The organism is Gordonia sp. ALPHA1B1, from assembly GCF_005502615.1.
GTDB classification, from domain to species: domain Bacteria; phylum Actinomycetota; class Actinomycetes; order Mycobacteriales; family Mycobacteriaceae; genus Gordonia; species Gordonia hongkongensis.
Genome location: NZ_SCOC01000038.1, coordinates 1 through 13,975, shown reverse-complemented (window position 1 = coordinate 13,975; position 13,975 = coordinate 1). Strand labels below are relative to the sequence as shown.

General features: G+C 68.7%; 11 protein-coding genes and 1 rRNA gene. All 12 read left to right on the top strand.

What is annotated here, in order from left to right:
- Window positions 1–23 precede the first annotated feature (23 nt).
- Window positions 24–1,073, top strand: a complete 1,050-nt coding sequence (argC, locus tag FFS52_RS19665) for an N-acetyl-gamma-glutamyl-phosphate reductase (protein WP_137810677.1) — start codon at window positions 24–26, stop codon at window positions 1,071–1,073.
- The gene (argJ, locus tag FFS52_RS19660; RefSeq protein ID WP_137810676.1) at window positions 1,070–2,332 is read left to right on the top strand and encodes a bifunctional glutamate N-acetyltransferase/amino-acid acetyltransferase ArgJ; all 1,263 of its coding nucleotides are present in this window, start codon (window positions 1,070–1,072) and stop codon (window positions 2,330–2,332) included. Before argC ends, argJ begins: the two co-directional genes overlap by 4 nt.
- Window positions 2,329–3,246: an acetylglutamate kinase gene (gene argB / locus FFS52_RS19655; protein ID WP_137810675.1), complete on the top strand. Its 918-nt coding sequence runs from the start codon at window positions 2,329–2,331 to the stop codon at window positions 3,244–3,246. Before argJ ends, argB begins: the two co-directional genes overlap by 4 nt.
- Entirely contained in the window at window positions 3,243–4,436 is a 1,194-nt protein-coding gene (locus FFS52_RS19650; protein WP_137810674.1) for an acetylornithine transaminase, read from the top strand. The genes argB and FFS52_RS19650 overlap by 4 nt, the downstream gene beginning before the upstream one ends.
- On the top strand, window positions 4,433–5,356 hold the full coding sequence (gene argF, locus FFS52_RS19645) for an ornithine carbamoyltransferase (RefSeq protein WP_137810673.1): 924 nt from the start codon (window positions 4,433–4,435) through the stop codon (window positions 5,354–5,356). Before FFS52_RS19650 ends, argF begins: the two co-directional genes overlap by 4 nt.
- Window positions 5,357–5,369: 13 nt before the next feature.
- A complete protein-coding gene (locus FFS52_RS19640; RefSeq protein ID WP_010844368.1) occupies window positions 5,370–5,876 on the top strand; it encodes an arginine repressor in 507 nt (168 codons plus the stop codon).
- A gap of 159 nt (window positions 5,877–6,035) precedes the next feature.
- Window positions 6,036–7,235: an argininosuccinate synthase gene (locus FFS52_RS19635; RefSeq protein ID WP_058253842.1), complete on the top strand. Its 1,200-nt coding sequence runs from the start codon at window positions 6,036–6,038 to the stop codon at window positions 7,233–7,235.
- Window positions 7,232–8,704, top strand: coding sequence for an argininosuccinate lyase (argH, locus tag FFS52_RS19630; RefSeq protein WP_137810672.1), 1,473 nt, complete (start codon window positions 7,232–7,234; stop codon window positions 8,702–8,704). Before FFS52_RS19635 ends, argH begins: the two co-directional genes overlap by 4 nt.
- A 95-nt stretch (window positions 8,705–8,799) precedes the next feature.
- On the top strand, window positions 8,800–11,796 hold the full coding sequence (locus FFS52_RS19625; RefSeq protein ID WP_137810671.1) for an AMP-binding protein: 2,997 nt from the start codon (window positions 8,800–8,802) through the stop codon (window positions 11,794–11,796).
- A gap of 5 nt (window positions 11,797–11,801) precedes the next feature.
- On the top strand, window positions 11,802–12,023 hold the full coding sequence (locus FFS52_RS19620; protein WP_137810670.1) for a Trm112 family protein: 222 nt from the start codon (window positions 11,802–11,804) through the stop codon (window positions 12,021–12,023).
- 59 nt (window positions 12,024–12,082) lie between these two features.
- Complete coding sequence (gene tyrS, locus FFS52_RS19615; protein WP_137810669.1) at window positions 12,083–13,417, top strand: tyrosine--tRNA ligase; 1,335 nt, start codon at window positions 12,083–12,085, stop codon at window positions 13,415–13,417.
- Window positions 13,418–13,866: 449 nt separating this feature from the next.
- A 16S ribosomal RNA gene (locus FFS52_RS19610) occupies window positions 13,867–13,975 on the top strand; the annotation flags it as partial.

Here is a 13,975-nt window from a genome sequence, read left to right as displayed (position 1 = left end):
GCAGCCTGCTGCATAATGATCACATGGCTTCGACAAGCAGGGTGAGGGTGGCCGTGGCCGGCGCGAGCGGCTACGCGGGTGGCGAGATACTCCGGTTGCTGTGCGGGCACCCCCGTCTGCGCTCCGGCGAACTCGAGATCGGCGCGCTCACCGCGGGTGGCAATGCCGGGACGCTCCTGGGTGCGCACCATCCCCATCTGCTCCCGCTGGCCGACCGGGTCCTGGAGGACACGACACCGGAGATCCTCGCCGGACACGACGTCGTCTTCTTGGGCCTGCCGCATGGCGCATCCGCGGTGATCGCCGATGCCCTGCCGCCGACGACGCTGATCATCGACTGCGGGGCCGACTTCCGGTTGCGCGACGCCGGTGAATGGACGTCGTACTACGGCGGAGACCACGCCGGGACCTGGCCGTATGGTCTGCCCGAGTTGCCCGGCAACCGGGAAACGCTCCGGGACGCGAGCCGGATCGCGGTGCCCGGTTGCTATCCGACGGTGTCGATCCTGTCGTTGCTCCCGGCCATCGCCGCGGGCATCGCCGATCCGCACGTGACCGTCGTCGCGGTGAGCGGGGCATCGGGTGCCGGTCGGTCGCCCAAGGTCGACCTGCTGGCGTCCGAGGTCATCGGGTCCGCGCGGGCCTACGGCGTGGGCGGGGTCCACCGGCACACGCCGGAGATCTCCCAGGCGCTCTCGGCCGCCGCGGAACAGCCGGTGACCGTCTCGTTCACGCCCATCCTCGCCCCGATGGCCCGCGGCATCCTCGCGACGTGCACCGCGCGCACCGGGGCCACCGCGGAGGAGGCCCGCGCGGTCTACGAGAAGGCCTATGCGGACGAGGAGTTCGTGCACGTGCTGCCGGAGGGGCGGCTGCCTGCCACCGGTTCGGTGATCGGCTCCAACGCCGTCCAGCTCGGCGTGACCGTCGACGAACGCGCACAGACCCTCGTGGTCGTCGGCGCAGTCGACAACCTGACCAAGGGGACCGGTGGCGCCGCGGTCCAATCGATGAACCTGGCGCTGGGCTGGACCGAGAACGAGGGACTGAGCACCGTGGGAGTGGCACCGTGACCGGATCGCAGGGCAGCGCGGAAACAGAGCAGGACCGGATCGAGGGCGGCGCCCCTGGCGATCACCCGCGGCTCGTGCGGAACCAGGGCGTCACCGCGCCCCTGGGTTTCCGGGCCGCCGGAATCGCGGCGGGCATCAAGGCATCCGGTGCGCTCGACCTCGCACTCGTCTTCAACGAGGGCCCCGACCACTCCGCCGCCGGCGTCTTCACCCGCAACCAGGTGAAGGCGGCACCGGTGCTGTGGTCACAGCAGGTCCTCACCACCGGCCGGCTGCGCACCGTGATCCTCAACTCCGGCGGCGCGAACGCCTGTACCGGACCGGGCGGCTTCCAGGACACCCACAAGACCGCGGAGGCGGTGGCCGACGCGCTCAGCAGCTGGGGGACCAGCACGGGCGCCGTGGAGGTCGCGGTGTGCTCCACCGGACTGATCGGCGACCGGTTGCCGATGGACAAGGTCCTCGCCGGGGTCACCGAGATCGTCCAGGACATGGGCGGCGGCCTGTCCGGCGGCACCGACGCGGCCCACGCGATCATGACCACCGACACCGTCCCCAAACAGGCTGCGCTGCACCATCCGCAGGGGTGGAACGTGGGCGGCATGGGCAAGGGCGCCGGAATGCTGGCACCGTCGCTGGCGACGATGCTGGTCGTGCTCACCACCGACGCGGTGGCCACCACCGAGCAGCTCGACACCGCCTTGCGCAGGGCGACGGCACGCACCTTCGACCGGCTCGACATCGACGGCTCGTGCTCGACGAACGACACGGTTCTGCTGCTGAGCTCGGGCGCCAGCCAGATCCCGGTCGAGCAGAGCGATCTCGACGACGCGGTGTTCGCCGTCTGCGACGATCTCGCCGCCCAGATGATGGCCGACGCCGAGGGCGTCACGAAGCGGGTCGTCATCACGGTCACCGGGGCGCACACCGAGGACGACGCGCTGACCGTCGCCCGTGCCGTCGCGCGAGATTCGCTGGTGAAGACCGCCCTCTTCGGGTCGGATCCGAACTGGGGGCGGGTACTCGCCGCGGTCGGCGCGTCGCCGGTGACCGTCGATCCCGACCGGATCGCGGTGTCGTTCAACGGCAACCCGGTGTGCGAGAACGGTTTCGGGGTCGAGGGCGCGCGAGATGTGGACCTGTCCGGCCCCGACATCGCCGTCGTCGTCGACCTGAAGCTGGGAGAGTCGGCGGCCAGTGTCCGGACCACCGACCTCTCCCATGCGTACGTCGAAGAGAACTCGGCGTATTCGTCATGAGCGAGACAAAATCGGGCGTCCACCCGATCGACCCCGCGGCCGGCCTGGCCAAGGCGAAGGTCCTCGCCGAGGCCCTGCCCGCGCTGCAGCGACTCGCCGGTGCGACCGTCGTCGTCAAGTACGGCGGCAACGCCATGATCGACGACGAGTTGAAGAAGGCGTTCGCGGCGGACATGGTCTTTCTGCGCGCCTGCGGCATGCATCCCGTGGTGGTTCACGGTGGTGGCCCGCAGATCTCGGCGATGCTGAAGCGACTGGGACTCTCGGGTGAGTTCAAGGGCGGGTTCCGGGTGACGACCCCCGAGGTCATGGACGTCGCCCGCATGGTTCTCTTCGGTCAGGTCGGGCGGGAGCTCGTGGGGCTGATCAACTCGCACGGACCGTATGCCGTCGGCATCACCGGTGAGGATGCCCACCTGTTCACCGCGACGCGGCGCACGGTGCTCGTCGAGGGTGTTCCCACCGACATCGGCCTCGTCGGCGACATCGCGTCGGTCAACACCTCGGCGGTGCTGGATCTGGTTGCCGCCGGCCGCATCCCGGTCGTCTCGACGATCGCGCCGGACCGCGACGGGGTGGTGCACAACATCAACGCCGACACCGCGGCCGGTGCTCTCGCCGAGGCGCTGGGGGCGTCCCGGCTGGTGATGCTGACCGATGTCGAAGGCCTGTACACGGACTGGCCCGACCGCGGATCCCTGGTGTCCCAGATCGACACCGACACACTCACCGCGCTGTTGCCGTCGCTGGATTCCGGCATGGTCCCAAAGATGGAGGCCTGCCTCCGCGCCGTCACCGGCGGCGTCGACCGCGCACACGTGATCGACGGGCGTGTCGCCCATTCCGTACTGGCCGAACTGTTGACCGAGAGCTCGACCGGCACCACCGTGGTCGTGCCTGAGGAGGACGCATGACCGCGCCACTGCAGCAGCGCTGGGCACAGTCGCTGATGAACAACTACGGCACACCCCCGATCGCCCTGGTGGAGGGCTCGGGAGCGTATGTCACCGACGCCGATGGCAAGCGCTACCTCGACCTGCTCGGCGGGATCGCGGTGAACGCCCTCGGCCACGCCCATCCGGCGATCGTCGACGCGGTCACCCGCCAGCTCCAGACACTCGGACACGTGTCGAATCTGTACATCGCCCCGCCCGTCGTCGAACTCGCCGAGGCGTTGCTCGGCCGGTTCGGCCATCCGGGTCGCGTGTTCTTCTGCAACTCCGGCACCGAGGCGAACGAGGCCGCGTTCAAACTGGCCCGACGGACCGGACGGCCCGAGATCGTCGCGGCGGAGCAGGCCTTCCACGGACGCACCATGGGTGCGCTCGCGATGACCGGTCAGCCCGCCAAACGCACTCCGTTCGAACCGATGCCGCCGGGCGTCCGGTTCGTTCCCTACGGTGACGTCGACGCGCTCGACGCCATGGTCACCGACCAGACCGCCGCGGTGATCCTCGAACCGATCCTCGGCGAGGCCGGCGTCGTCGTGCCCCCGGCCGACTACCTGGCGGCCGCTCGCCGGATCACCGAGGAGCGCGGCGCGCTGCTGATTCTCGACGAGGTGCAGACCGGCGTCGCCCGCACCGGTACGTTCTTCGCCCATCAGCAGGTGGGCGTGGTCCCCGATGTGATGACGCTTGCGAAGGGGCTGGGCGGTGGCCTCCCCATCGGTGCGTGTATCGCCACCGGCCCGGCGGCCGACCTGTTCGGGCCGGGCCAGCACGGCACCACTTTCGGTGGCAATCCGGTCAGTGCGGCCGCCGCGCTGGCCGTCCTGAGGGTCATCGAAGCCGACGGTCTCCTCGATTCCGTTGCCGCGGTGGGGAAGTCGATCGCGACCGGCATCGAGGACCTGCAGCATCCGCTGGTCTCGCATGTGCGTGGATCCGGCCTGTTGCTCGGTGTCGTGCTGACGCAGCCGCTCTCGCAGCGCGTCGAGGCCGCCGCCCGGGACGCGGGGTTCCTGATCAACGCACCCGCGCCCGACGTCCTGCGCCTGGCCCCGCCGCTGATCCTCACCGAGGAGCAGGGACAGGATTTCGTGCGCGCGCTACCGACACTGCTCGACACCGCCGCCACATCGAACGAGGGGGACAAGCCATGACCAGACATTTCCTGCGCGACGACGACCTGACCCCGGCCGAGCAGGCCGAGGTGCTCGCACTCGCGGCCGAGGTCAAGGCGAAGCCGTTCGACTTCCGGCCGCTGGAGGGCCCCCGCGGGGTCGGGGTGATCTTCGACAAGAACTCCACCCGCACCCGGTTCTCGTTCGAGGTCGGCATCGCCCAGCTCGGCGGTCATGCGGTCGTCGTCGACGGCCGGACGACACAGCTCGGCCGCGAGGAGACCCTGGAGGACACCGGCCTCGTCCTGTCCCGCTTCGTCGACGCCATCGTGTGGCGGACGTTCGGGCAGGACCGGCTCGAAGCGCTGTCCTCGACCGCCACGGTGCCGGTCGTCAACGCGCTGTCCGACGAGTTCCACCCTTGCCAGGTGCTCGCCGACCTGCAGACGATCGCCGAGCACAAGGGTCCGCCGGCGGGTCGGACGATGACGTACCTCGGTGACGGTGCGAACAACATGGCGCACTCGCTGGCGCTCGGCGGCGTCACGGCCGGCATGCACGTCGTCCTCAGCTCGCCGGACGGTTTCCAGCCCGACCCGGCGGTGATCGCCGACGCCGAGAAGCGTGCCGCGCAGACCGGCGGCTCGGTGACGCTCGAGACCGACCCCGTCGCCGCCGCGACGGGGGCCGACGTCCTGGTGACCGACACCTGGGTGTCGATGGGGCAAGAGGACGACGGAAAGGACCGCACGGCGCCGTTCCGGCCGTACCAGATCAACGATGACCTGCTCATGCATGCCGCCGATGATGCGATCGTGCTGCACTGCCTGCCGGCCCATCGTGGCGACGAGATCACCGCCTCGGTGATCGACGGACCCCGCAGCGTCGTGTTCGACGAGGCGGAGAACCGCCTGCATGCGCAGAAGGCGCTGCTGATCTGGCTGCTGGACCACCAGTGAGCGGACACCCACGATGACCGCCGGAGCCGAACCCTCGGAAAGCCGCCTCGCCGCCACCCGGGCGGGTCGTCATGCGCGCATCATCGAGATCCTGTCCACGCATCAGGTCCGCAGCCAGTCGGAGCTGCAGCGGTTGCTCGCCGAAGAGGGCGTCGACGCCACCCAGGCCACCCTGTCGCGCGACCTCGACGAACTCGGGGCCGTGAAGCTCAGGGCCGCCGACGGCGGCGCCGGGGTCTACGTGGTGCCCGAAGACGGTTCGCCCGTCCGCGGGGTGTCCGGCGGCACCGACCGGCTCGGCCGGCTCGTGTCGGACCTCCTGGTCTCGACCGACAGCAGTGGCAACCTCGCGGTGTTGCGAACGCCCCCGGGCGCCGCGCACTACTTGGCGGCTGCGCTCGACCGGGCGCGCCTGCCCGACGTCGTGGGGACGATCGCCGGGGACGACACGATCTTCGTCGTCGCGCGCGAGCCGCTCGACGGAGCGGAACTCGCCCGCCGGATCGAGGGCCTCGTGTAACCCTCGCCGCATCGACATTCTCGGTTCCGCCTCCGCGGAACCGGCAGACCACACCAAACGAACAGCCGAGATGCCGCCAACCGGATACCCGGGCGGTGTCGTCGGAACACCGGGGCCGATGATGGACTCGGTCATCGCGCAGAACAGGAGCTTCACCTCATGGCAGAACGTGTCGTACTCGCATACTCGGGCGGCTTGGACACCTCGGTCGCGATCAGCTGGATCCAGAAGGAGACCGGCAAAGAGGTCGTCGCCGTGGCACTCGACCTCGGTCAGGGCGGCGAGGACATGGAGGTCATCCGCCAGCGCGCACTCGACTGCGGCGCGGTCGAGGCCGTCGTGGTCGATGCCCGCGACGAGTTCGCCGACGAGTACTGCCTCGGCGCGATCACCTCGAATGCGCTCTACATGGATCGTTATCCGCTCGTCTCGGCGCTGTCGCGCCCGCTGATCGCCAAGCACCTGGTCACGGCCGCCCGTGATCACGGCGGCACCGTCGTCGCCCACGGATGCACCGGCAAGGGCAACGACCAGGTCCGCTTCGAAGTCGGTTTTGCCACCCTGGCGCCCGATCTGCAGGTGCTCGCGCCGGTCCGCGACTACGCCTGGACCCGCGAGAAGGCGATCGCCTTCGCCGGGGAGAACGACATCCCGATCAACGTGACCAAGAAGTCGCCGTTCTCGATCGACCAGAACGTGTGGGGACGCGCGGTCGAGACCGGCTTCCTCGAGGACCTGTGGAACGCGCCGACGAAGGACGTCTACGACTACACCGAAGACCCCACCGTCAACTGGAACTCGCCCGACGAGGTCATCATCGGCTTCGACAAGGGCCGCCCGGTCAGCATCGACGGCCGCCCGGTGAGCGTCCTCGAGGCGATCCAGGAACTCAACCGTCGGGCCGGCGCCCAGGGCGTCGGACGCCTCGACGTGGTGGAGGACCGCCTGGTGGGCATCAAGAGCCGCGAGGTCTACGAGGCGCCCGGCGCCATGGTTCTCATCCGCGCACACGAAGAACTCGAGCACGTGACCATCGAGCGCGAGCTCGGCCGCTACAAGCGCGGCACCGACCAGAAGTGGGCCGAGCTGGTGTACGACGGTCTCTGGTTCTCGCCGCTGAAGCGGTCGCTGGACGCGTTCGTCGCCTCCACGCAGGAGCACGTGACCGGCGAGATCCGGCTGACCCTGCACGGCGGCACGATCGCCGCGACCGGCCGCCGCAGCTCGGAGTCGCTCTACGACTTCAACCTCGCGACCTACGACGAGGGCGACACCTTCGATCAGTCCGCGGCCCGCGGCTTCGTCGAGCTGCACGGCCTGTCGTCGAAGATCGCCGCGAAGCGGGACCTGAATCTGTGAGTGCGGGCACCGGCGGCGGCAGCGGCCCGGAGACCGGCGGGACGACCAACCAGGGTTCGCTCTGGGGCGGTCGCTTCGCCGGTGGTCCGGCGGAGGCGATGGCCGCGCTGAGCAAGTCGACCCACTTCGACTGGGCCCTGGCCCCGTTCGACATCGAAGCGTCCAAAGCGCATGCACGGGTGCTGAACAAGGCCGGGCTGCTCACCGCCGAGGACCTCACCGGCATGCTCGACGGGCTCGATCGCCTCGCCGCCGATGTCGCCGACGGCAGCTTCGGGCCGGCCGAGTCCGACGAGGACGTCCACGGCGCCCTCGAGCGCGGCCTGATCGAGCGCGTGGGTCCCGAACTCGGGGGCCGGTTACGCGCGGGACGGTCACGCAACGACCAGGTCGCGACCCTGTTCCGGATGTGGTTGCGCGCCGCCATGCGTCGGGTCGCGCTGGGCCTGCTCGACGTCGTCGACGCGCTCACCGCGCAGGCGGCGGCCCATCCCGACGCGATCATGCCGGGCAAGACGCACCTGCAGGCCGCACAGCCGGTCCTGCTGGGGCACCATCTGCTGGCGCACGCGCAACCACTCCTGCGCGACATCGACCGGCTCGCCGACGCGGATCGTCGAACCGCGGTGTCGCCCTACGGTTCCGGCGCCCTGGCCGGCTCCTCCCTGGGCCTCGATCCGGCGGCGATCGCCGCCGACCTGGGCTTCGACGCACCCGCGGAGAACTCGATCGATGCCACCTCATCGCGCGACTTCGCCGCGGAGGCCGCGTTCGTCTTCGCGATGATCGCAGTCGACCTCTCCCGGTTGTCCGAAGAGGTGATCATCTGGAGCACACCGGAATTCGGCTACGTGACGCTGGCCGACGCGTGGTCCACCGGCAGCTCGATCATGCCGCAGAAGAAGAACCCGGACGTCGCCGAACTCATGCGCGGCAAGGCCGGTCGTCTCATCGGCGACCTCACCGGACTGCTGGCGACACTGAAGGCGCAACCGCTGGCCTACAACCGGGATCTGCAGGAGGACAAGGAACCGGTCTTCGACGCGGTGGCCCAACTGGAGCTGTTGCTGCCCGCGGTGACCGGCCTGGTCGCCACGCTCGAGTTCCACACCGACCGCATGGCCGAACTCGCGCCGGCGGGTTTCACCCTGGCCACCGACATCGCCGAATGGATGGTCCGACAGGGCGTGCCGTTTCGGGTGGCGCACGAGGCCGCGGGTGCTTGTGTCCGCGAGGCCGAGTCCCGGGGCGTCGGCCTGGACGAACTCGACGACGCGACGCTGGCCGGTGTCCATCCGGCGTTGACGCCGGCGGTGCGTGACGTCCTGACCGTCCGCGGTTCGGTCGAGTCGCGCAACGCGCACGGCGGCACCGCACCCGGACAGGTCCGGCGGCAGATCGACGTCGTCACGGCTCAGACCGCCGATCTCCGGACACGCTGGACCGCTGGGCACGGCGGGCGCCGCTGATTCCGCACGACTGGGTACAGTGACCTGTGTCACCGGCGCCGCGTCAGTCAACGCGCTGGTGAGGCCGGTACACCGACGACGGGAGGATCGACACGATGGCGGTGTGGGACGGGGGCCCCGATCTCGTGGGGGCGGTCGGCAGAGTGTTGGCCACCGCGCAGAACGGCCTCGAGGTGCTGCGGTTCGGTGGACTGGAGACCGGTACCGAACCGGCGCCTTTCGCGGTCGTCGAGACACACAAGATGTTCCGGCTGCGTCGGTATTTCCCGAACGATCCGTCGACCGGCCCGAACATCGTCCTGGTGCCGCCGATGATGGTGTCGGCCAACGTCTATGACGTCACCGAGCACAACGGAGCGGTGTCGATTCTGCACCGCAACGGCATCACGCCGTGGGTCGTCGACTTCGGGTCACCCGACTCCGAAGAAGGCGGGATGGAACGCAATCTCGCCGACCACGTGGTCGCGATCAGCCACGCGATCGACCTGATCGTCGAGGCGACCGGCCGTGACATCCACCTCGCCGGGTATTCGCAGGGCGGGATGTTCGCCTACCAGACCGCGGCGTACCGCCGGTCCAAGGGGATCGCGAGTCTGATCACGTTCGGCAGCCCCGTCGACGTCCTCGCCGCACTGCCCCTGGGGCTGCCCGCGGGACTGGTGGCCCCGGCGGCCGAGTTCCTGGCCGACAAGGCGTTCTCACGCAATCTCTGGGTGCGGGATTGGATGGCGCGCACCGGCTTCCAGCTCCTGGATCCGGTGAAGACGGTGCGCAGCCGCATCGACTTCCTGCGCCGTCTGCACGATCGTGAGGCGCTGCTCCCACGGGAGGACCAGCGCCGCTTCCTGGAGGCCGACGGCTGGGTCGCATGGTCCGGCCCGGCGATCGCCGAGCTGCTCCGGCAGTTCGTGGCGCACAACCGCATGGTCTCCGGCGGCTTCGTGATCAACGGCGATCTGGTGTCCCTCGCCGAGATCACCTGCCCGGTGCTCGCGTTCGTGGGCGATGCCGACGACATCGGGCAACCGGCGGCGGTACGGGGCATCGTCCGCGCCGCGCCCGACGCGGAGGTGTACGAATCCACCCTGCCGGCCGGACATTTCGGACTCGTGGTCGGCAGCGCGGCCGGTGAACACACCTGGCCGACGACCTCCGACTGGGTGAACTGGCTCTCCGACAACGGTCCGCGCCCCGAACTCGTCTCCGAGATGTCGCTCGTCGAGCCGGGTCACGGCGGCGGGGTCAGCCTGTCGTCGCGACTCACGCACGGTGTGGGGTCGGTGGCCGACGCCGGCACCGCCGCCTCACGCGAGTTGCTCGGCCTGGCCAACTCCCTGCAGCGCACCTCGCGGGCGGTCGCCTCGGAGTCGGTGCGGACCGTCCCCCGACTGTTCCGGCTGGGACAGATCCAGAGCGGGACGCGCATCTCCCTGTCGAAGCTGATGGCCGAGAACACCAAGCGCGGCGGCGACAAGGAACTGTTCCTCTTCGAGAACCGTGTGCTCACCCACGCCCAGGTGAACACGCGTATCGACAACGTGGTGGCCGGGCTGGTCGACTGCTGCATCCGCCCCGGTCAGCACATCGGCGTCCTGATGGACACCCGGCCGAGCGCCCTGGTCGTCATCGCGGCGCTCTCGCGTCTGGGCGCGGTGGCGGTGCTGCTCGCCGCGGACGCCGACGTCCGCGAGATGATGCGGCTCGCCGACAGTTCGGTCATCGTCACCGACCCCACCAATCTCGATCTCGCCAGTGCCGCCTCTGACCGTGTCCTGGTGCTCGGCGGCGGCAGTGGCGACTCCCGGGCGATCGACGGTGCGGACGGCACCTCGATCGTCGACATGGAACGCATCGATCCCGACGAAGTCGTGATGCCGACCTGGTACCGGCCCGACCCCGGCCTCGCGGGTGACCTCGGGTTCATCCTGTTCAGCCGGGCTTACGGCAAGCTCGTTCCATGGCCGGTGACCAACCACCGGTTCGCGATGTCGGCCTTCGGCGCCGCGGCCGCGGCGGCGCTCACCGACCGCGACACCGTGTACTGCCTGCCGCCGCTGCACCACGCGTCGGGGCTGCTCACGACCCTGGGGGCGACGGTGGTCGGGCGGTCGAGGATCGCGCTGTCGAACGGCATCGATCCCAAGAACTTCGCCGTCGAGGTGCAGCGCTACGGCATCACCGTCGTGTCCTACACCTGGTCGATGCTCAGCGGCATCGTTCGCGACCCCGACTTCCACATCAACCAGCACAACCCGATCCGGTTGTTCATGGGCTCGGGTATGTCGGCGGGACTCTGGGAGGACGTGTGCTCGAGTTTCCCCCGCGCGCGCATCCTCGAGTTCTTCGCGACCGCCGACGGCTCGGCGATCCTCGCGAACGTCTCCGGGGACAAGTTGTCCTCCGTCGGCCGGCCGCTGCCGGAGACGAACCCGGTCGAGGTCGCGGCCTACGACATCGTCGGCGACCGGTTGCTCATCGACGACTCGGGCTTCGTCCGCCGGGCGGAGACGGGGGAGCCCGGTCTGCTCCTCGCCAAGGCCAAGCACAAGTTCGACACCAACGGGACGGTGCTCCGCGACGTCTTCACGACGCGTGATCGGTGGGAGGTGTCGGGTCACTTGTTCGTGCGCGACGCCGACGGCGACCTGTACTTCCTCGGAGCGACCGACCGCGTGCTCCGGACCGCGGACGGCCCGGTGTTCATCCCCCCGATCGCCCACGCCCTGTCCCGACTGAAGAGCGTCGACCAGGTCGTCGTCTACGGGGTCGGCGAACCCGGCCACCAGGTCGTCGTCGCGGCGATGACCCTCCGGCCCGGGGTCACGCCGGACTCGCTCACGGTCACACAACTGCGGATCGCGCTGGGGGAGTACCGGGCCGAAGAGCGCCCTCATCTCGTCCACGTCGTCGACGACATCCCGCAGTCGGCGTCGTTCCGCCCGCTCAGCACCGGTCTGGTCGAGGACGGACTTCCGAAACCGGGTGCGCGCGTCTGGTATCGCGACGACGAAGGGCGCTATCGCAGGTACACGAGGACCGTGGCGGAGAAGCTGGACTGGAGCGGGTCCTCGACGCGCAATGCCCTAGGCTGATCCGGGTGACGACACGCGCTGAGGCCATCGACCCGATCGTGCGCGAACGCCTGGCCTGCCCGCAGGACCACGGTCCGCTGGTCGACGCCGGCGACGAGCTCTACAACCCGCGGCTGCATGTCGCCTACCGCATCGACTCCGACGGCATCCCGGTGATGCTCGTCGACGAGGCGCGCACGGTCGACGACGCCGAGCACGAGCGCATCGTCGGTTCTCGGCCGGAGTAGCCCGCCAACGGGAGTCACCTCGACCGCACCTCGATCTCGTCGGATGACAAGATCGAGGGGTGAGTGCTGACAACGTCGAACCCCCCCGACCGGCCGAGTCCTCCCGGCCGACTGCCGTCCCCGCCACCGTCGACATCCTCGACGAACTGCAATGGCGCGGGCTGATCGCCCAGTCCACAGATCTCGGTGCACTGGGGGAGGCGCTCGCGAACGGACCGGTCACGTTGTACGCGGGCTTCGACCCGACGGCGGCGAGTCTGCACGCCGGCCACCTCGTCCCGTTGCTGACCCTCAAGCGTTTCCAGTTGGCGGGTCATCGTCCGATCGTCCTCGCAGGTGGTGCCACCGGTCTGATCGGTGATCCCCGCGAGGTGGGGGAGCGGACGATGAACTCGGCGGACACCGTCGCCGAGTGGGCCGCGCGTATCGATGCGCAGCTTCGGCGGTTCGTCGACATCGACGACACCCCTACGGGCGCCGTGGTGGTGAACAACCTGGACTGGACCGGCAAGCTGTCGGCGGTCGAGTTCCTCCGCGACCTGGGTAAGCACTTCTCGGTGAACGTGATGCTCGCGCGCGACACGGTGAAGCGACGCCTCGAGGCCGACGGCATGAGCTACGCGGAGTTCAGCTACCTGCTCCTGCAGTCGAACGACTTCGTGGAACTGAACCGCCGGTACGGATGTGTGCTGCAGATCGGTGGTTCCGACCAGTGGGGCAACATCGTGGGCGGCGTGGATCTGGCCCGTCGACTCGACGGCTCGGCACTGCACGGGATGACGGTTCCGCTCGTGACCTCGTCGGATGGCAAGAAGTTCGGCAAGTCCACGGGTGGGGGCAGTCTGTGGCTCGACCCGGAACTGACGAGCCCCTACTCCTGGTACCAGTACTTCGTGAACACGGCGGACGCCGATGTCATCCGTTACCTGCGCTGGTTCACCTTCCTGGGGCGCGAGGAGATCGACGAACTCGAACGTGCCACCGCCGAGACCCCGCACCTGCGGCGCGCACAGCGCACACTCGCCGCCGAGATGACGACCCTCATCCACGGTCAGGCCAACACCGATGCGGTCCAACTCGCCAGCCAGGCACTGTTCGGGCGGGCCGAGCTCGATGAACTCGACGAGGCGACCCTCGCGGCCGCAGTCGGGGAGACCTCGATCGCCGAATACGGCGAGGCCCGTCCGACGATCATCGAGTTGCTGGTCGACACGAAGCTATCGGAGTCCAACAAGGCTGCTCGCCGTGCAGTGTCCGAGGGCGGCGCCTACGTGAACAACACCAAGATCACCGACCCGGAGTGGCAGCCGGCCGACGCCGATCTGCTCCACGGGCGGTGGTTGGTGGTGCGTCGCGGCAAGAAGAGCTTCGCCGGCGCCAGACTAGGCCTCTGACCTGGCGATTTGACGCGTTGTTCGCGCCTGTGTAACTTAATCGACGCACCGCAGAGAGCAACTCCCCCGGAGCCGCAAGCCCCGGGGAAGTAACAGTGCCCGAGCCACTCGCTCAGGCCGCCTGTGCGGGCCACTCCCGAGAACAAGATCGCGAGTATTTTTCGCGCTCTGGGAGAGCTCATCGGAGCCGGCTTCACATCGAAGGCGTCTGGTGGGTGTGTGTTCTTTGAGAACTCGATAGTGTGTTGGTGGATTGTTTGATGCCATATTGTGGTGTCAGATGGTTTGCTTGGATGATGTGTCCGCGGCTTTGATTGTCGCGTGATGCTGATGAGTTTATTTTTTGATGCCAGTTTTTTTGAGGATTATTTTGGTCAGGTTTTGCTTTCCTGGTTGAAGATTTTGTGTTGAAACGCCGGCCTTTCGGGTTGGTTTGGTTTCTACATTTTTTCATGGAGAGTTTGATCCTGGCTCAGGACGAACGCTGGCGGCGTGCTTAACACATGCAAGTCGAACGGAAAGGCCCAGCTTGCTGGGTACTCGAGTGGCGAACGGGTG